20 protein-coding genes are annotated in these 18,491 nt (G+C 39.0%); 13 read left to right on the top strand and 7 right to left on the bottom strand.

Features of this window, described 5'->3' with window-relative positions; genetic code table 11:
• Positions 1-38: 38 nt before the first annotated feature.
• Genes KYJ26_RS07135 through KYJ26_RS07145 form a run of 3 tightly spaced genes read left to right on the top strand, consistent with a single transcriptional unit; the run spans position 39 to position 4,919 of the window.
• Positions 39-1,553, top strand: coding sequence for an ABC-three component system protein (locus KYJ26_RS07135; protein ID WP_219166595.1), 1,515 nt, complete (start codon positions 39-41; stop codon positions 1,551-1,553).
• A complete protein-coding gene (locus tag KYJ26_RS07140) occupies positions 1,546-2,100 on the top strand; it encodes an ABC-three component system middle component 1 (protein ID WP_219166596.1) in 555 nt (184 codons plus the stop codon). The genes KYJ26_RS07135 and KYJ26_RS07140 overlap by 8 nt, the downstream gene beginning before the upstream one ends.
• Complete coding sequence (locus KYJ26_RS07145; RefSeq protein ID WP_219166597.1) at positions 2,097-4,919, top strand: AAA family ATPase; 2,823 nt, start codon at positions 2,097-2,099, stop codon at positions 4,917-4,919. The genes KYJ26_RS07140 and KYJ26_RS07145 overlap by 4 nt, the downstream gene beginning before the upstream one ends.
• Before the next feature lie 437 nt (positions 4,920-5,356).
• On the opposite strand, the gene KYJ26_RS07150 is transcribed toward KYJ26_RS07145, so the two are convergent.
• Positions 5,357-6,685: a purine-cytosine permease family protein gene (locus KYJ26_RS07150; RefSeq protein WP_219166598.1), complete on the bottom strand. Its 1,329-nt coding sequence runs from the start codon at positions 6,683-6,685 to the stop codon at positions 5,357-5,359.
• A gap of 241 nt (positions 6,686-6,926) precedes the next feature.
• On the opposite strand from KYJ26_RS07150, the gene ald reads away from it, so the two are divergent.
• Positions 6,927-8,045 carry an alanine dehydrogenase gene (ald, locus tag KYJ26_RS07155; protein ID WP_113969681.1) on the top strand — a complete coding sequence of 373 codons (1,119 nt, stop codon included), beginning with the start codon at positions 6,927-6,929 and terminating at the stop codon, positions 8,043-8,045.
• A 175-nt stretch (positions 8,046-8,220) separates the two neighbouring features.
• Here the strand turns inward: ald and hxlB are convergent, their stop codons facing one another.
• Together hxlB and hxlA are read right to left on the bottom strand one after the other, a co-directional pair.
• Positions 8,221-8,778, bottom strand: a complete 558-nt coding sequence (hxlB, locus tag KYJ26_RS07160; RefSeq protein ID WP_219166599.1) for a 6-phospho-3-hexuloisomerase — start codon at positions 8,776-8,778, stop codon at positions 8,221-8,223.
• Positions 8,779-8,785: 7 nt separating this feature from the next.
• Positions 8,786-9,418: a 3-hexulose-6-phosphate synthase gene (gene hxlA / locus KYJ26_RS07165; protein ID WP_219166600.1), complete on the bottom strand. Its 633-nt coding sequence runs from the start codon at positions 9,416-9,418 to the stop codon at positions 8,786-8,788.
• Positions 9,419-9,590: 172 nt separating this feature from the next.
• Between hxlA and KYJ26_RS07170 the strand changes: the two genes are divergently transcribed.
• From KYJ26_RS07170 to KYJ26_RS07180, 3 genes are all read left to right on the top strand, one after another.
• Positions 9,591-9,956, top strand: a complete 366-nt coding sequence (locus tag KYJ26_RS07170; protein ID WP_219166601.1) for a winged helix-turn-helix transcriptional regulator — start codon at positions 9,591-9,593, stop codon at positions 9,954-9,956.
• Positions 9,957-10,133: 177 nt separating this feature from the next.
• Positions 10,134-10,814, top strand: a complete 681-nt coding sequence (locus KYJ26_RS07175; protein WP_219166602.1) for a metal-dependent hydrolase — start codon at positions 10,134-10,136, stop codon at positions 10,812-10,814.
• A gap of 376 nt (positions 10,815-11,190) precedes the next feature.
• The gene (locus tag KYJ26_RS07180; protein ID WP_219166603.1) at positions 11,191-11,712 is read left to right on the top strand and encodes a hypothetical protein; all 522 of its coding nucleotides are present in this window, start codon (positions 11,191-11,193) and stop codon (positions 11,710-11,712) included.
• 16 nt (positions 11,713-11,728) lie between these two features.
• On the opposite strand, the gene KYJ26_RS07185 is transcribed toward KYJ26_RS07180, so the two are convergent.
• Complete coding sequence (locus KYJ26_RS07185) at positions 11,729-12,235, bottom strand: GNAT family N-acetyltransferase (protein ID WP_219166604.1); 507 nt, start codon at positions 12,233-12,235, stop codon at positions 11,729-11,731.
• Between the two features lie 70 nt (positions 12,236-12,305).
• Positions 12,306-12,734 carry a hypothetical protein gene (locus tag KYJ26_RS07190; RefSeq protein WP_219166605.1) on the bottom strand — a complete coding sequence of 143 codons (429 nt, stop codon included), beginning with the start codon at positions 12,732-12,734 and terminating at the stop codon, positions 12,306-12,308.
• A gap of 212 nt (positions 12,735-12,946) precedes the next feature.
• On the opposite strand from KYJ26_RS07190, the gene KYJ26_RS07195 reads away from it, so the two are divergent.
• Together KYJ26_RS07195 and KYJ26_RS07200 are read left to right on the top strand one after the other, a co-directional pair.
• Positions 12,947-13,195 (top strand): hypothetical protein, encoded by a 249-nt coding sequence (locus KYJ26_RS07195; protein ID WP_219166606.1) that lies wholly within the window; start codon positions 12,947-12,949, stop codon positions 13,193-13,195.
• Positions 13,196-13,617: 422 nt separating this feature from the next.
• Positions 13,618-14,937 (top strand): DRTGG domain-containing protein, encoded by a 1,320-nt coding sequence (locus tag KYJ26_RS07200; RefSeq protein WP_219166607.1) that lies wholly within the window; start codon positions 13,618-13,620, stop codon positions 14,935-14,937.
• Positions 14,938-14,984: 47 nt separating this feature from the next.
• Here the strand turns inward: KYJ26_RS07200 and KYJ26_RS07205 are convergent, their stop codons facing one another.
• Entirely contained in the window at positions 14,985-15,290 is a 306-nt protein-coding gene (locus tag KYJ26_RS07205; RefSeq protein ID WP_219166608.1) for a YtpI family protein, read from the bottom strand.
• A gap of 95 nt (positions 15,291-15,385) precedes the next feature.
• On the opposite strand from KYJ26_RS07205, the gene KYJ26_RS07210 reads away from it, so the two are divergent.
• Positions 15,386-16,327, top strand: a complete 942-nt coding sequence (locus KYJ26_RS07210; protein WP_219166609.1) for a DHH family phosphoesterase — start codon at positions 15,386-15,388, stop codon at positions 16,325-16,327.
• Positions 16,328-16,359: 32 nt separating this feature from the next.
• On the opposite strand, the gene KYJ26_RS07215 is transcribed toward KYJ26_RS07210, so the two are convergent.
• Positions 16,360-16,713, bottom strand: a complete 354-nt coding sequence (locus tag KYJ26_RS07215) for a hypothetical protein (protein ID WP_219166610.1) — start codon at positions 16,711-16,713, stop codon at positions 16,360-16,362.
• 87 nt (positions 16,714-16,800) lie between these two features.
• Between KYJ26_RS07215 and KYJ26_RS07220 the strand changes: the two genes are divergently transcribed.
• The 3 genes from KYJ26_RS07220 (at position 16,801) to KYJ26_RS07230 (ending at position 18,474) form a co-directional block, all read left to right on the top strand.
• The gene (locus tag KYJ26_RS07220) at positions 16,801-17,418 is read left to right on the top strand and encodes a class I SAM-dependent methyltransferase (RefSeq protein WP_219166611.1); all 618 of its coding nucleotides are present in this window, start codon (positions 16,801-16,803) and stop codon (positions 17,416-17,418) included.
• Positions 17,402-17,890 carry a hypothetical protein gene (locus tag KYJ26_RS07225; protein ID WP_219166612.1) on the top strand — a complete coding sequence of 163 codons (489 nt, stop codon included), beginning with the start codon at positions 17,402-17,404 and terminating at the stop codon, positions 17,888-17,890. The genes KYJ26_RS07220 and KYJ26_RS07225 overlap by 17 nt, the downstream gene beginning before the upstream one ends.
• A gap of 122 nt (positions 17,891-18,012) precedes the next feature.
• Positions 18,013-18,474 carry a nucleoside 2-deoxyribosyltransferase gene (locus KYJ26_RS07230; protein ID WP_219166613.1) on the top strand — a complete coding sequence of 154 codons (462 nt, stop codon included), beginning with the start codon at positions 18,013-18,015 and terminating at the stop codon, positions 18,472-18,474.
• Positions 18,475-18,491 lie beyond the last annotated feature (17 nt).

Below are 18,491 nucleotides of genomic sequence, written 5' to 3' on the forward strand. Positions count from 1 at the left end.
ATATTATATGAAAGAAAACTATTCAGGTTGGTGATAAAATGAGTGGAACTTCGAGTCCAATTGCAACAGGAGCTGGTGGTACTACATTTGAACATAAAGTTCAAACCGAATTTGTGTGTTTAATGATTAGTGGTGGGAAAATTAGTATTAATAGATTTGAAGATGGTTACATTATTGACAATATTTCTTTTCAAACAAGGTATAAAAATATTCAAACTGATGATATGGTATTAGCTTTTAAACCAGTTCATGGTAATTGTAGCAAGATATATGCCCAAATGAAATTTAGAATAATGTTAACAAATAATGAGCTATTCAGGGATGTAATTAAGGGGTTTTGGACTGATTTTAATAGTAGCGAATTTAATAAAATTACTGATGTATTTGCAATTGTTATGGGCTTACCTACTAATATGACCACATATACTCATACAATAAATTTTCTTGATAGAGCAAGGGTGAGCTTAGATAGTAATGATTTTCAATCTAGAGTAAATGCCAATAATAATATGCAGAACATATATGTTTTATTTAAAGAAGCTGTTGAAAGTGCGAATGGAACAAATGTAACTAATCACGAATTATGGGTTTTCATAAAGTGTGTCTATGTGATTAGCTATGACTACAATAATGATACTAGCCATGCACAAAGGAACATTATACAGTTTCTTGAAACAACTAAAAGAAGAGTACGAGGTCTAGAAAGCGGTACAGATGTTTGGAATAAATTATTTGCATTAGTTGTTGATGGGAATTTTAAAGCAGGGGTTGTCACAAGTGATACTGTTTTCAATAAATATCCATCTTTAGCTAATTGGTTTGATCATAATGCTATTCAAATTAACCCTATAAAAATGGAGTTAGATAAATATAAACCAGGTATGAGTGAAGCTATTTCTTCTAGTGTAGGAATTAAAAAGGAAATAAAAACTTTGTTATTGGAATCAATGGATGAGGTTTATGAGAGATTATTAAATATTGAAATTGATTTAATGAAAGAATTTTTAAAGAAATATCAGCATCCTCGTGAGAATACAAATAATTTAATATCCGAAGGAATAGGAGAATTGTTTGAAATATTAACGTATGTAAATTGTAAAATAAAAAATTGGTCATTCAAGTTACTTGATCAAGCAAATTTAAAGTTAATTCTGCAAGATAAAAGTGGATGGTTACAATTAATTTATTCAACTAGAAAAAGCACCATTCCTATCATACTTATGGATTTAGGTACAAAATTATATGATCAAACACCTGCAAATAATTATTTTAAGTATAGATGGATTATTGAGAATGCAAATATGGACTTAGATCAAGAAAACCTTTGTGAAATTTGTGGAAATGGACAAGATTTTCCTTTCACAAAAGTAATAACCGACTTTGGAAAGACGACTAAAATTGGTTATTTTGAAAATATAAAAAATGATCAAAATAATTATAAAGAGCTTGGCAATATAAAGATTTGTTGTGCAAAATGCATTAGAAAATTAAGAGAAAAAAATAATATTAATGAGTTACAAGATATGTTAATGGAGGTTTTAGTAGGTGATTAATTTGATTAAAGATTTTTTAGTTGAAGAACTTAGGGCAATTGAATTGGAAAATGATTGGATAAACATAGATGTAGTTTATGCTTCTACTCAAGGAATCTATGGATTTGTAGAATTAGAAAATGAGGTAGAGTTAACAGCAAGGTGGGAGGAGTGTTCATATGAGCTTGCCACAAGAGTTCAAGCTAAATTGCCTAATAGTATTGATAATTTAAGATGGGATATATATTTAATTTTTTTGGTCAATGATATTACATCACCTCTTCAAAGAAAGTTAATTGAAAATGACCGTAGATTTTTTAGGAAAATTGTTATACCGAATAATGAAGTGAATCTTAATAGGTTACCTTTTATGTTTGATTTTATTAAGCAATTTCAAAGTAAAAGGTTAGTAATACACCAAGAAAAAATGTTTTTAAATAGTTTAAAAAGCGTTCTACCTGAAAGTGCAACTCGTCTGCTAGGTGAATCCTTTTTTCAAAATGGAGAAGAAATAGATTCAGATGGTATCTATCAATTAATAAAAAAAGCAGAGGGTGTATTCAAATGAAATTAAAGAGACTTATTATAGAAAGCTTTAGAGGATTTAATGAGAAGAAAGAATTTGTGTTTGAAAACTCACAGTTAGTTCTATTATATGGACCTAATGGCCATGGTAAGACCTCTTTTTTTGATTCATTTGAATGGGTGTTAACTGGGAAAATTAATAGATATGATGATTCCTCAGATGAGAGAAATAGGTCGAAATTTGTTGGGAATACCTTTTCTTCTATACCTCCTTTTGTTCAAGTTGTCTTAGCGGAAAAAGAGAAAGAATACGTTATTACAAGGATAGGGATAATTGATGATTCTAAAACCGATTATGGAAAAAGTACATTAAGGGTAGAAATAAAAGGAGAAGTTTGTTTTAGAGAAGATTATGCTGCAAAATACCTTAGCAAGTTATTAATAAATAATGAATGGATAGATAAAATTAATCAAGAGAATTTGAACAATATATTTAATTTAACACATTACTCTAGTCAAGAAAAATTAAACCATTTTTTAAGAGGAGCAAAAGAGGGTGATCGTTACGATGCACTTTCAACTATTCTTGGTACAGAGCAATATAATCATTATAAAGAAAAATTTAAACTAGTACATAAAAGGCTAAATAGTGATGTTGAAGAAATTAGAGAAAACCTTAGGGAAGCTCAAATAAAAGAAGATGGGCTAAAAAATGATATTGATGATCTTAAGAAAAATGCAAACAAGTATGATTATGATCTTCATAAAGCTAAAAGACTATTGGTGGAATATAATAAGTTATTTAATAAAGAATTGAATCTGAATTCTAATGCTGAGACTTTACTTAAAATGATTCATAAAGACAATAGTAATCTTTTCAAAGAAAAAAATTTAATAGAAAAAAGATTTCAAAAAGTAAGTGAATTATATAGGGATTTAGATAAATATAATCTAATTTTTGATAATCTAGCTGCTAATAAAGCTAAAGTAAATACTCTTGAGCGAATACAAGATTTAGATGAAAAGCTAATAGATTTTAACTGGATGGAGGCCAATTTTTTAGACTTTCAAGAAGGTAAGAAAGATTTAATAAATAAAGAGAGATCAAAGTATGAGGCACAAAAAGAGATTGAAAAATTAAGTTTGTACATAAGTAAACTAGAAACATTCTATATGAATGCAGTAAATAATCTTGAACAATCAATAGAGCAATCAGAGTTTAAAGAATTAAAAAACTTTATAAATATAAATGTAAATAATCTTAACTTAAAAGAAAAGCTTATCAATCAACTGGATCAGGTTGCTAAAAGCCTTAATGATTTAGAGGTAAAAGAACATGAATTAGGGATATTAAAAAAAATAAAAGAGGAAGATCAGAATTTTTTAACTAATCTTGAAAAAGTAGATGAAAAATATAGTTCACTTTTAAGAAAAGTGCTTAGTTTTGTTGAAACAGCTGATAGTGTAGATAGCTGTCCAGTTTGTGGTAATGAAAATGTTACTTCGGAATATTTAGTTAACTTCGCGAAACGAGCTCAAAAAGATGTAAACCTTAATATTCCAATAGCTTTAGAAAGATACAATACTTCTCAGAGAAACTATACTAGAGGTGAAGAAGAATATAAAAATAATAAGAAAATTTATATGGAGAATGTAAGCAAGTTTAAATTAGAAATTGAAAGAGTAGCAGATAATATTCTTAAGCAAAAAGAAAAATTATCTAATTTATATATAGAACTTAATAGATTAAGTAAAACACTATCAATTATTGAAGATAATAATAGTCAATTTAGTAATCATATGGCTAAGTATAAATTAGAAATTGCAACACTAAATGATATTACGGATTCCATTGAAAAGATTAAGGATGAAAAAACAAAATTATTAAGAAACAATAAAGTCCAAGAAAATAAGGATATTAAGATTATTAAAAGAAATATAGAATCTAATAACATTTTTCTGGAAAATTTCAATTCTCGAATGTCTCATGTAGATTCTAAAATAAATAATTTTGATGATCCACATTATGTCAGTGAACTTGTAATTGAAAAGTTTAATGAGTATGAAAAACAAAAGGCATTCTTAAATAGTAAAACAAATATTTTAGAACTTCTTATTAAAGAAATGGAAAACTTAAAAACATCAACAATCCTTTCAAAAAAAGAAAAAACTTTAGAGAGTAGTAAAATCACAATTAAAAGTTTACAACAACAAATTAATGGTCTAAATGATAAAATTTCAATTCTAGAAGGAGTAATTAAAAGTGTTCCTTTAGCAATTGAAGATCTTAATGAACAATCCATAGAAGAGTTATTTGTATTAGTTCAACAAATATATTCTAAGTTAAATTCACATCCTATATTTAATAAATTAAACTTCAAAACTGAGAAAAGGTACGGGAATTTTAAATTATTGCTAAGTGTTTTATCTGATGATGATATGGGAGCAAATCCTTCATTTATTTATAGTGCTGCTCAAGTAAATACTATTGCTTTATCTTTATTTTTGTCCATGGCAATTATGCAAGAATGGAGTAACCTAAATATTATTGCTTTAGATGATCCAATTCAAAGTATGGATAGTTTAAATTCATTAGCATTCATTGATCTCCTAAGAAGAATTACAGACCAAAAAACATATAATAAACAATTATTCATTTCTACTCACGACTCATCTTTCTATGAATTAATGCTTAAAAAGTTTCAGCAATTTGACTTAGCTATTATCAAATTTAATGGGTATAGTAAGTTCGGACCGACCTTTGGTGATTTAGTAAATGGTAAAAACTCTAATGGTGACCCAATTGAAATTAGAAAAAGTATTAAGGTTGAAAATTTCAATGAGTTGGTATTAAAGTTATAGAATAGTATTTTTCTTGAAATGCATTTTCTCAAGTTATCTAGTGATTGCATAATGATCCACAACACTATCAATAAATGAAGCCCTATGGTAATTACCATAGGGCTTCATTTTTCTAGTTATTTCCACCAGGTGTTTGGGTTTGATTTGGAATGATTAAAATATAGCACACTCTAGTTTGATATATTTTGATATAAATAACCACATGGTTTAATAATTTTATTCTTAGTAGTTCTAACATTCTTTTTACCATTATTTTATAAAGATTGAAGAGTCGAGAATTTGGTTAATAGGTCATAAATAACGGAGAAAAGATACTTCAATGTCTTTTTTTGACGTAACAAAATAGTTACTAACTTACTTGTTTCAAAAGTGAAAGCGAAGTCCATAAGTTTGCTTTTAAGAAGAGAGGAGCTTATATTCAGGTTGTCTTTCTGTACTTAACTAAGATTCTGAATAGCCTCATGCTCTTTTATCCGTCTTCGCACCTTAGTAACCACATAAACAACACAAGTAACAATAAAACAACTAAACCCTGGTGAAAACGAATCAGGAATCACCAAATAAAACACCATCCCAATCACTAAAACGATCAACGCCTCCCGATTAAAATTCGACTCCCCACTCGCAAGCCTCACCAGCGCACTCTCAGAAATCCTACCTCTCCGAATAACCAAATAATCAGTCACAACAATCGCCGATATCGGAATGATCAGGATCCCCAGATAAGAAATATACTCCTCAGCATTATAAACCAGCTGAGGAAACGAACTTAATATGATCCCAGCAACACTGAACAACAGTGCACTTTGAATACGCGACAGGGAAGGCAGTGCATTTAGCAGACTGTATCCCCCTGTATATGCATTACTAAGATTAATCGAAATCATTGATACCATTGCACAAGCCGTGATCACCAAGAGAAGCAGACTGGAGTCGGTCAGTTGTCCCGCTGCCACAAATGGATTCAGATCCTTGAACAGGCTGGCACTCAATCCTCCAAGGAGTGCGGTCATCATGAATCCGACGACGTTTCCACTGTACAGTCCCCAGAATCCGTGGCGGTCGCTTTTGCTGTAGCGGGTGATGTCGGAGGATGCGCTGACGCCTGAGATGTATTGGACGAAGACGAGGCTTGAGTAGAATAGGAACGTTCCGATGGAGAAGGGTTCCTGGCCTTGTGTGAGTGTTGGGAGGGAATCGGCTCCTTCTGTTAGGAATAGGTAGAGTATGATTCCCTGGCCGATCACGAGGATCGGGATGAATAGTTTGGTCGCTTTTTTGACGGCTTCGAAGCCGATGAGGGCTAGAAGGGTCATGATGATGGCGAGTCCGATGGCGACCGGTATGAATGGGATGGTGTACGGTGTTACTTTTTCCACCATGGAGATGATGACGAAGGTTCCTCCGATGGTTTGGACGCTGAACCAGTAGAGGGACGTCAGGGACCGGATGGGGGATGCGATGAGCATCGACAGCCGGGTTCCGATGATGGACCTCAGGACGTATTGGGCGGGCAGGCCGTAGCGGGAGCCTGGTAGTGACAGGAATGAGACGAATAGGAAGGCGACGCTTGCTCCGAGTACGGTGGCAAGAAATGCTGCCTGAAAGGATAGTCCTCCTTCCAGGACGGCGAGTGCCGGAATGAGGAAGTTTCCTGCGTTCACGGAGAAGGCGAGCTGTATGATGAAGTATTCGATCCATGTGGTTGATTTTAATTCAGGTGGGACCTTTTCGAGTCCGAGCCGTTCGATCATGGGTTGTTTCATATAATGGTCTCCTTTGGGTATACTAGGATGCATGGTTTCTATTTTAAAGAATTTTTGAAAAAAAGCGAAGAAATAATCATTTATTTTTTTAAAGAAAAATAGAGATATTTCCTTATTTATTTGTTAGAATGTAAGTGCTTACAGGGTGAGTAATTGCCCTTCGCTATTATATATGAATAGTGTTATATTTAGGAAGTGAATGCTCCAAGGAGCAATAGTGCATTTAGGAGGTTGGCTTAGTATGCGTATTGGTGTACCAACGGAAATTAAAAACAACGAGAATCGTGTGGCCATGACGCCGGCTGGTGTTGTGAACCTTGTTCAATTCGGACATGAGGTTTACATTGAAGCTGGAGCGGGAATGGGTTCAGGATTTACAGATGAAGATTACAAAGCAGCAGGTGGACACATCGTTGATTCTGCAGCGGAAGCATGGTCCATGGATATGGTCATGAAGGTAAAAGAGCCACTTCCAAGTGAGTACTCTTATTTCCGCGAGGGGCTTATCTTATTTACATATTTACATCTTGCTCCAGAGCCGGAATTAACGAAAGCGTTAATTGATAATAAAGTGATCGGAATCGCGTACGAAACGGTTGAACTGAATCGTGCCCTTCCGTTACTGACTCCGATGAGTGAAGTAGCTGGACGTATGGCGACTCAAATCGGTGCCCAGTTCTTAGAGAAGATCCACGGTGGTAAAGGTGTATTACTTTCAGGTGTCCCTGGGGTTCGCCGCAGTAAAGTAACGATCATCGGTGGAGGAGTGGCCGGTACGAACGCAGCGAAAATGGCTGTCGGTCTTGGTGCCAACGTCACGATCCTTGATCTTAACCCGGATCGCCTTCGTCAGCTTGATGATATCTTCGGTAGCGACGTAACAACACTTATGTCTAACCCGTTAAATATCGAACAAGCTGTCAAAGAAGCAGATCTCGTCATCGGAGCTGTTCTGATTCCAGGAGCGAAAGCACCTAAATTAGTAACAGAAGACATGATCAAAGCAATGACACCTGGTTCAGTTGTCGTCGATATCGCCATCGACCAAGGCGGAATCTTTGAAACAACAGACCGCATCACAACGCATGACGATCCAACATACGTGAAGCACGGTGTTGTACACTATGCCGTTGCCAACATGCCTGGTGCCGTACCTCGTACGTCTACCATCGCATTAACAAACGTAACCGTACCTTACGCGGTTCAAATCGCAAACAAAGGCTACAAAAAAGCGTGCTTAGACAACGAAGCTTTATTAAAAGGTATCAACACATTGAACGGATATGTTACTTACCAGGCTGTTGCTGAGGCGCATGATGTAGATTATTCAGATACTAGAACTCAATTAGAGCAACAATAACAACAGGAAGCCGACTGCATGGGAATGTTAGTCGGCTTTTTTATGTAATTATAGGAGAGATATTGAGTCCTCGATCTTATCTCTTACGTTGATGGAGGGCAATACTTCGTATGGGAAATAAGAGCACACAGAAAAAGCCACATACTGAAATGTGGCTTTTTCTGTATTTTTTACTCTATTCTAGATTAGCGTGTTTTCCATACATTTTACCAGAATCCAATCCTTTTTTCTCCATAAAGCGCAGGATGATGGCATCATAAAATAACAACATCGTTTGCTCAAATAGGGAGCCCATTGGTTGGATCGTTTTGTAATTACCTTCGGACTGGTCTTTCGTTACTCCTGGTAATGTAACGGTCAGATCAGCTAATTCTCCAATGGTTGAATCAGGAGAGATGGTTATCGCTGCGACGGTACCTCCCAAGCTTTTAGCTTTTTCAGCAATCGCCACTAACGTTTTGGTTTCTCCTGAACCTGATCCAATGATTAATAGATCACCCTTTTCTAAGTTAGCTGTTACGGTTTCCCCAACGACATAGGCATCAATCCTCATGTGCATCATTCGCATCACAAAAGATTTACCCATCAATCCAGATCTGCCGGCACCAGCCACAAAGATTTTCTTGGATTCCAGAATCTGGTTTACTAATTTCTCTGCCTCTTCATCAGAGATTAAGTGCACCGTTTGACTTAATTCTTCGACGACTTTGGCTAAATATTGAGTAGACTTCATCGTTTCATTACCCTTGTTGAATTAATTCCTGCATTTCACGTGCAGTCGCTCGTTTATCTTCTTTGCCTGTGATCCCGCCACCTACAATGATGAGGTCAGGCTGTTCTTTAATAACTTCCGGTAGTGTTTCCAATTTGATTCCACCGGCAATGGCCGTTTTGGCATTTTTCACAACGCTTTTGATCGTGTGTAGATCTTCAAAGGAATTTTTTCCTACAGCTTGCAAATCATAACCTGTGTGTACACAAATGTAATCGGCACCAAGTTCGTCCAATTCTTTCGCACGGGCGGCAACGTCTTTCACGGCAATCATATCAACAAGGATGTGTTTCCCTTGTTTTCGGGCTTCTTCTACTGCGCCTTTGATTGACTCGTCTTCTGCCGTTCCAAGAATCGTAATGATGTCAGCACCCGCAGCAGAGGCTTGACTGACTTCATATCCAGCGGCATCCATAATCTTTAAGTCCGCTAATACGGTTAAGTTAGGGAACGCTACTTTTACTTCTTTCACTGCTTTAAGCCCTTCATTAATGACAACAGGTGTACCAATTTCTACAACATCAATATACTCTTCTACCTCTTTAACTAATTCAATGGCTCCCGGAATATCGACAAGATCTAATGCTAATTGTAATTTCATTTATATTCGCTCCTTATAATAAATTTAAATTGGTTATGCTAAATGAATGTATTTACTCACTAGCATGCTGTTTAGTATACTCAGTATATAAAAAAATTTGAAGTACGCACTTTCATCGCATATAGTGATAAAAAGTATACTATTGGATGAAATAAAGGAGAGTTTGACGTAAATGCCAAATTTAGGAGAGAAAAATTTTAACTGTGAGAAAGAATTAACGCTCGCAGTGATCGGTGGTAAATGGAAGATGTTGATTTTGTGGCATCTAGGCAAAGAAGGAACGAAACGATTTGGTGAATTAAAATCTCTTATGCCGGGTATCACGCAAAGAATGCTTGTCAACCAATTACGGGAACTCGAAGATCATTTAATCGTGCACCGGGAAGTGTATCCTGTGGTCCCGCCTAAAGTCGAATACTCACTCACCGAGCATGGGGAAAGACTGTTGCCAATCTTAGAGGCTATGTATGAATGGGGCAAAGATTATATCGAGAATGTACTGGAAAAGGAAACAGATGATCAATCAGCTGTAAAATAGAAAATCTCACTTACCAAGGGTTACCTTGGTTTTTTTATTACTGTTTAATACGAGCGAGTAGAGACCACAACTTAATTGCCCCTACTCGCTTATTTTTATAAAATTGGGGTATAACATAAAGTAGCATACGAGAGTAAGAAGATAAGAATAGATAAGTTTATATGGAGGAGATGCAAAATGAAGATTTCATATCACGGACATTCAGTAGTGAAAATCGAAACAAACGGTAAAACGATTCTGATCGATCCATTCATCAACGGGAATGAACTGACAGATCTGAAAGTGGACGACGAGAAACCAGATGTGATCATCCTGACACACGGTCACAATGATCACGTAGGTGATACAGTAGAACTGGCAAAGAAAAACGATTCACTTGTTATCGCCAACCACGAACTAGCGACCTACCTAAGCTGGCAACTAGTGAAAACCCATCCGATGCACGTTGGGGGAGCTTACGAATTTGACTTCGGTAAAGTGAAGCTGACTCAGGCATTCCATGGTTCGGGTCTCATTACAGACGGAAATGAAATCATCTATATGGGCATGCCAGCAGGCGTTCTCTTAATGATTGAAGGGAAGACGATTTTCCATGCAGGGGATACGGGGTTATTCTCTGATATGAAACTGATCGGGGAGCGTCATCCGATTGACCTTGCTTTCCTACCGATTGGTGATAATTTCACGATGGGACCTGAGGATGCGGCGACGGCAGCAAGCTTCTTGAAAGCGAAGAAAGTCGTGCCGATTCATTATGATACATTCCCGCCGATTAAGCAGGATCCGCATAAATTTGTTGAGATGCTTGAGGATTCTGAGGGGCAGGTTATGAAGGCTGGAGATGTGATTGAATATTAAAAGTTAGGGCGGTGTAATGTAAGTAGTTTAGATAATATGGAGAAAACTTAAATTGCAGCCCCATTAACATACTTTTTCGTAACCTAAATTATATAAAAGCTTGGGAGATCATTATGCTCCCCTTTAGGTTGACAGATTAAAAAAATATAATCTGTTAGCTTGAAGGGGAGTATTTTTATGCTTAGAGGTTATTTAGGCAGAAGCCAAATACCTAATGAAAGAGATTATTTCTCATTACAAAAGTGAGTGATGCGTCTGTAATGAATTCGGTGAATTTATTTGACAAACATGTAATAGAAAGTCTTAATGAATCTAGCGGATGCTGAAATCCTTACCGACAATGAGGGCCACTCATTGATAAAGGAGAATTATGACCATGAGTCCAACAATTGAAGAGCTTTATAAAAAATATGCACGCCTCACCATTCCTAATCAATACAACATACAAGAAGCTGAAACGATCTTAACAAAGGAATATTCTGCAGTTTCTTACCCATTAAAAGAAGTCGCTTTCCTCCTATCACCAGAAGAGGAGAAAAGACTGGATACTTGTTTTAAGATTGAGGATCCTGGAGTATTGTTCATGCTATTCACTGAACAAGAAAAAAAGGACCTTAAAGAATGGAAAGAAATAAATAAACAAAATCCACTGAACTTGGAAATCGTCACTAAGAGTGAAGTCGAATATACCAGAATTCAAGAAGGTAATTATGTCATGGTATTCTTCGGCACCGATCAAGAGGGGAAAATTCAAGAAGTGAAATTACTCGGCCATAGTCAAAAAATGTTTGATTTATTGACCGTTTGTATGGGAGTAGATCATAAACTGTGTACCCTGGAAAATAGAGATTTCCAAGAATACTTGATGGCTCTTTCTAACCTTGGTTACATAGATTAGTATCTATATTTGTTACCTAAAGATCACGCATGTTCCAAACAATTTCTTCTCCATTTTCTTTCCAGGTACTATGGTGGCGTATGAAACCAATCTTTTCAAGAACTCGAAAGGAAGCAGTATTCCAAGACCCAACAGTAGCCCACAGTCGTTTCCGCCCAGTTGCGACCGCAGCTTCTATAATGGCTGATGCAGCTTCAGTTGCATAGCCATTTCCGTGGACAGATTTGAACAGTTCATAAGCAATTTCAGGCTCTTCTATAGTAGAACGACCAATAATTAATCCGCAGTACCCAATAATATCTCCTTCAACTTTGCGTCGGATTGTAAGTGCACCTATGCCACTTTCAAGTGCTTTATTGCGTAAACTGATCACATGTTTGCGAGCATCTTCAAGAGTGGGCTTTTCAACTCCGCGTTCCCCAACTAGTTCCCTATACCAAGATGCATCTGATTCCTCCCATATACTCAAGTAAAGCCGTTCCGTTATTATTTCGAAATCCATTACCGAGAATCTGCTTGCCATCTGATAACCTCCTTTTCGATTCTTCATGACACGAAAAACTCAACTAAACTGCCCGTTTGTTCAATAAGGATTATTCTTCACATGGGTTTTCAAAATGTATGCCCTCATCAGGGAAGTCCCCTTCTGGCGGAGTCCAAACATTTTGGCAAATCTTCTCTTCATCTTCCACTGAATAAGTATAATACCAACCCTTCTCGTTTTTAAATTCTACTATGAGGTGATAAGGGCTATATTGTCTTCCTTCTTGCTGGGTCACCTGCCATTCCTGTTGAGGGAATTTTTCTTCTAAGTATTCATTAAGTTGTTCGGTTTTTTTCGAAACTTGATAGTCAATCCAAAAAGGGCGAACAGCAAAAAATATAAGTAATAGTGCAGTTAATGAAATTGAAACAATTAGACAGAGTTTCCTTATATAACTTGGGGTCAATAATGAAAGAACAAAAATAACAATTACAAAAATGACCGAAAATGTAATTTCTGTTGTTGTTATTGGATGCAATATAAATCCACCTCCACTCAATTAAATTGCCCGTTAATTGAAGAACTGAATATTCATAATCATTAAGTTGATTTTACCACATAATGTTATAAATCCTTGATACATCAACTAATCTACTTAGGTGCAAATACATCTCCTTTTTCGTATGTTTGCACAACATCCTCCACCTACCCGCATATACATGATACAAGCCTAGAAAGGAGGTACCACACTTGAAACAACGATACATTCTCTGCCTACTCATCACCGGGGCCCTCATCTACTACGGAGCCCCCCGCATGTCCATATTCGCAGAAGGCCTACAAGGAACCTTCGCCATCAGCTGGCTCATCCTGGCCACCTGCGTCATAGCTGGCAACCTGGCCGCAATCCTTTACACACCTAAAGGAACAGGCAAAGGTGGCGGCAAGAAATTAAAATCCAAGCCTGTGCGCAAATTGAAATCACGGTCATTTGGATAAGCTCTTTAAGCTTTTTGTCTGTGAAAGGAACAAACCGCCAATGTTGATTGAAGCGAAAGGGGCTCGACTCCTGCGGGAAAGAACGAAAAGCGGAGGCGGCTTGCTCAGGCCCGACAAGCATAAGATGAATGGGCCGGGAAGGCGTTTTTTGCCTTCTTGGACCATTTAGCTTATGACCTCGAGGGCCTAGCCGCCGGAGCTGGACATGTTGACTACACAGAAGCCCGAGGAGGCTCACCGCCAGCCCCGCGGAAAGCGAGCTCCTGCAGCGAAAATCAACCATCACTCTCTCATCAAAAGGAGTAATTCACACACACCAATCAGGGCTTTCACCCCCGAAAGCCCTGATTAAATTGAAACACCGCGCTTTTCACATTATAATAAACATATAAAGTAGGACGTTACAAAGAAGGGTGAAAAGCTTGGCTACAAAACACGAACAAATACTGGAGTACATAGATACCCTGCCTGTCGGAGAAAAAATCTCCGTCCGCCAGATCGCGAAAGCACTGACCGTCAGCGAAGGAACGGCATACCGGGCGATCAAAGATGCCGAAACGAAAGGCTACGTCAGCACCATCGAACGCGTCGGAACGATCCGCATCGAACAGAAGAAGAAAGAAAATATCGAGAAGCTCACCTACGCAGAAGTGGTCAATATCATCGATGGACAAGTACTCGGTGGACGATCCGGCCTGCATAAGATGCTCAACAAGTTTGTCATTGGAGCCATGAAGCTTGAAGCCATGATGAGATACACGGAAGCGGGGAACCTTTTGATCATCGGGAACCGGACCCAGGCACAGGAACATGCCTTGCGTGCAGGTGCCGCCGTCCTGATCACAGGGGGATTCGATGCAGACGAAGACGTCAAGAAGCTCGCGGATGAACTCGAACTCCCGATCATCTCCACCTCTTATGACACCTTTACCGTAGCCACCATGATCAACCGGGCCATTTACGATCAGCTCATCAAGAAAGAGATTGTATTAGTGGAAGACATTTTAACCAAAGTGGACGATACGATTTACTTGCACCTCGACGATACGTTGGAAGAATGGTACGAAAAGAATCAGTACACATTCCACAGCCGTTTCCCAGTCGTGGACCGGAACTTGAAAGTATATGGTATGGTGACGTCAAAAGACGTTATGGGACAGGAAAAGTATGCGGGCATCGATAAGATCATGACAAAGCAGCCGATCACCGTCAGCCCGAACACAAGCGTCGCATCCGCCGCCCATATTATGATCTGGGAAGGGATCGAGTTACTTCCTGTCGTCAATGAACAAAACAAGCTGCAGGGGATCATCAGCCGTCAGGACGTACTGAAAGCTTTGCAAATGATCCAGCGTCAGCCGCAGGTCGGGGAAACGATCGATGACCTCATCTCAAATGCAGTCGAAGTAGTCGGCGAGAAAAAAGAAAACAAAGAAATCTACCAATTTGCCGTCACACCGCAAATGACCACAGGAATCGGGACGCTCTCCTATGGTGTCTTCACCACCCTAATGACAGAAGCCGCCAACCGTGCACTGAAACCGTACAAAAAAGGCGACCTCGTCATCGAAAACATGACCATCTACTTCATCAAACCGGTCCAGATGGAAACCATCCTAGAAATCCATCCAAAGGTACTCGACGTCGGAAGAAAATTTGGTAAAGTGGATGTAGAAGTGTATAACGAAGGCGTGCTCATGGGTAAATCACTGATGATTTGTCAGTTGATCGACCGGCATTAATCGGTAAAACAAAAAGACTAGATGGGCATCTAGTCTTTTACAGTACTTTATTGGTTATCCAGTTCCTTCGCTTCCCTCTGTGCATAAGGAAGCACATGCTTATACATCTTATATCCGGCCCAGCAGCTTCCAAGTCCCAACAGGATGAAAAGCGTGCCGATGACATACGTCAGTGTGCCGGGGAATAAAAACAGCTGATTGATCCCGAACAGGGCAACGAACAGCCCAAGGGCAATGCTTGCTTTCGCCGATAACCATTTCTTTTCCATCGGTCGTCTCGTTCTCACTTGTCTTATTTTATAAAAGACATAGAACGTGAACGTAACGACAATCAGTAATGCGAGAAAATACATAGTTTTTTGTCCTCCATCGTTGACTACTCTCGCTACTATTTTACAGATAACGGGGCAGAATGCCAAATATAAATTCCACTACAAAGGAGATTCCCATGAAAGAACAAATCCTGAACCTCATCAAACAATATGAAACCATCATTGTACATAGACATGTCCGCCCTGATCCTGACGCATACGGCTCTCAGGGAGGGCTTGTGGAAATCCTGAAAGCCTCATTCCCTGAAAAGAATATCTATGCGGTCGGAAAAGAAGAGGAAACCCTTCATTACTTAAATCGTCTTGACGATATCGAAGACTCGGTCTTTGAAGGTGCCTTGATCATCGTCTGTGATACGGCCAACGAAGAACGAATCTGCGACCGCCGCTACAAACTCGGCGACCTGCTTGTGAAAATCGATCATCATCCAAACGAGGATGCTTACGGGGATCACCTCTGGATCGATACAACGGCAAGCTCCGTTAGTGAAATGATCTATGAATTTTACCAGTTCGGGAAAGACAAAGGATTGACCCTGCCTGACTCAGGAGCAAGACTCCTATTTGCCGGGATTGTCGGCGATACGGGGAGATTCCTGTATCCAAGTACGACTCAGAAGACGTTTGACATCGCCGGTGAATTGATCCGCTATGATTTCGACCGGAACGAATTATTCAATCGCATGTATGAAGTCGATTCAAGCGTGACGAAGCTGAACGGATATGTGCTTCAGAATTTTGAAATGGACGAAGATGGCTGCGGCATGATGGTCATGACCAAGGATATTCTCGAGGAGCACGATGTTGTCCCATCAGAAGCTTCCTTACTTGTCAGTACGTTAGGGAACGTGAAAGGCATGAAAGCGTGGGTCTTCTTTATTGAAGAACATGACCAAATCAGGGTTCGCCTGCGTTCAAAAGGACCTGTGATTAACACGATTGCCAAGAAGTACAATGGCGGTGGCCATCCACTGGCAGCAGGCGCTTCGATTTATTCTTGGGAAGAGAAAGAAGCAGTCATGAAGGATTTACGGGAAGTGTGCAGAAATCACCAATAATATTGAAGAAGAGCCGGCGTTTGCCGGCTCTTTTATTCATTCAGATAAGAAACGGCCATTTGAAATGCCTTGATCCGTCTCTCAATGTAGGTCCGCTGTCCGCTTCCAGGCTTGGTTTTCTCAAGGAACCCAGGGAGCATCAACAGTAAACCCTCCAATACTTGCTTCGCCTCTACCAACTCGTCATGGCTCACATCCAACTCTTTACCTTCCCAGCGTGCAGCAAGCAATCCTTCACCAATCCTGGCTGCTTTCAACCGTTTTTCAAGGAGTCTAGACTGTGCCGACCCTGATTTCATCGAAGCCAGGGCATTTTCCGATTTACGGATGACCGACTGAAACGCTTCAATTGACTGCTGCTTTTCTTCATTTGTTATATTATCCATGTAGGCATCACCTCATTTCTCTATATGTAGTGTAACAGAAGACTTTGATATAATGTTTCACAACAAACCAAAATAGGAGTGTGACCAATGGAACCAAACGTCTTTGAAGAAATGGCCAAACGATATGATACAGAAGAGCGGAAGGAACTGGCCAACATTGTCGCTGAAGAAGTAAGAAAAGAACTGCAGGACAGTGCCTCTAAAACGCTCATCGATTATGGGAGCGGAACGGGACTTGTAAGTTTAGAACTGACAGATAAGGTCAAATCCGTTCTGCTAATTGATTCATCCAAGCAGATGGTCGAAGTCGCCAAAGCCAAAATCACTCAAAGAGGAATCGGAAACGCCAATGTCCTCTATTCCGATTTTACCCAGGGAACTCCAGAGTTGAAGTCTGACATTGTGCTCATGTCACTTGTCCTTCTACATATTCCTAATACTCAACAAATCTTACAAGAGTTATACAATATTCTCAATGAAGGCGGCAAGCTCATCATTGTCGACTTTGATAAGAATGAGAAAATCAGCCATCCGAAGGTGCATAACGGCTTTGATCATGAGGAACTAAAGGAACGCTTGTCGGAGGCGGGATTTACCTCAACGGAGATCAGGACATTTTATCATGGTGAGGGTATCTTTATGAAGAAAGATGCCTCGATGTTTATAGCTAGTAGTATCAAAGGGGAGAATGCAAATAGATGCTAAAGATAAAATGCAGGCTGAAGCTCTTCTAAACAACCTCTACCAACATTCGCAGCTGGACGGTGTTCAATTTGGAATCTCACCAGGCTTGCTGATGCTCTCTTTCTTTCATTATCAAAACACCGATGTGGAAGATCCTCAACTCTTCTTGAACATCGAATCGAAGTGGTGCTTATTGGACCCGGGTGTGAAGCAGTATCCCTTAAGTGAAGATGAGATCGTAGATATATCGGAAGAAGGGAAACTTCTACAGATCATCCGAATGAGAAGACAAACTGTGACAAAGGTAGAACTGGTTGGTGAGGAGGCTCCCCACCTGCTCATCCGATTTAAAAATGGGTCTTCCATCTTTATAAACGGCCACGATGATGAATTTGAATGCTGGCATGCAGGAATTGATGGAGAAAGTGAACTTGTCAGTGCCCTGCCTGGTCAAGAATTAGCAATCTGGACGATTGAAGAAGAGCCCTCCTAGATCAAGAGAAGCCGAGTATGGAGATTCTATACTCGGTTTTTTTCATACTCACCAACAATCGTATTCATGAATGTGAAGACTCCTTAATATGATACGTAGTAAATACGTTCTGGGGAGGTCACATGGAGAGCTCGATCACAAGAAACGTCAGAGTATTTATCGCAAGTCCGTTCTTCAGCGAGGAACAAGTCGACCGGGTACAAAGGCTCGAACAATCCCTCATGCGGAATCCATATGTATCGGAAATCTTCTCCGCACGATTTCATCAATTCGAACACCTTGAATTTGGATCGAAAGAGTGGAGGCGCAAAGTCTTCCGAAATGATCTGAGACATTTAAGGCGTTCCGATGTCCTGGTGGGCATCCGTGATTTCGAAGGCAAGTATGTGGACAGCGGAACGGCATTTGAAATCGGGTACGCGTACTCCATGCAAACGCCGATCCTGTTGATTAATGAAAAAAATGCCGTCATGAATTTAATGATGGCCAACTGTTTACACGCCTATTTTACGAGAGTGGAAGATATGGCGACATATGATTTTCACCGGATGCCGAAAGCTCCTTATGAGGGGCCGGTGATATGATGGATGAGCAAGTTGCT

This window comes from Rossellomorea orangium (genome assembly GCF_019334305.1).
In the GTDB taxonomy this organism is placed as follows: Bacteria; Bacillota; Bacilli; order Bacillales; family Bacillaceae_B; genus Rossellomorea.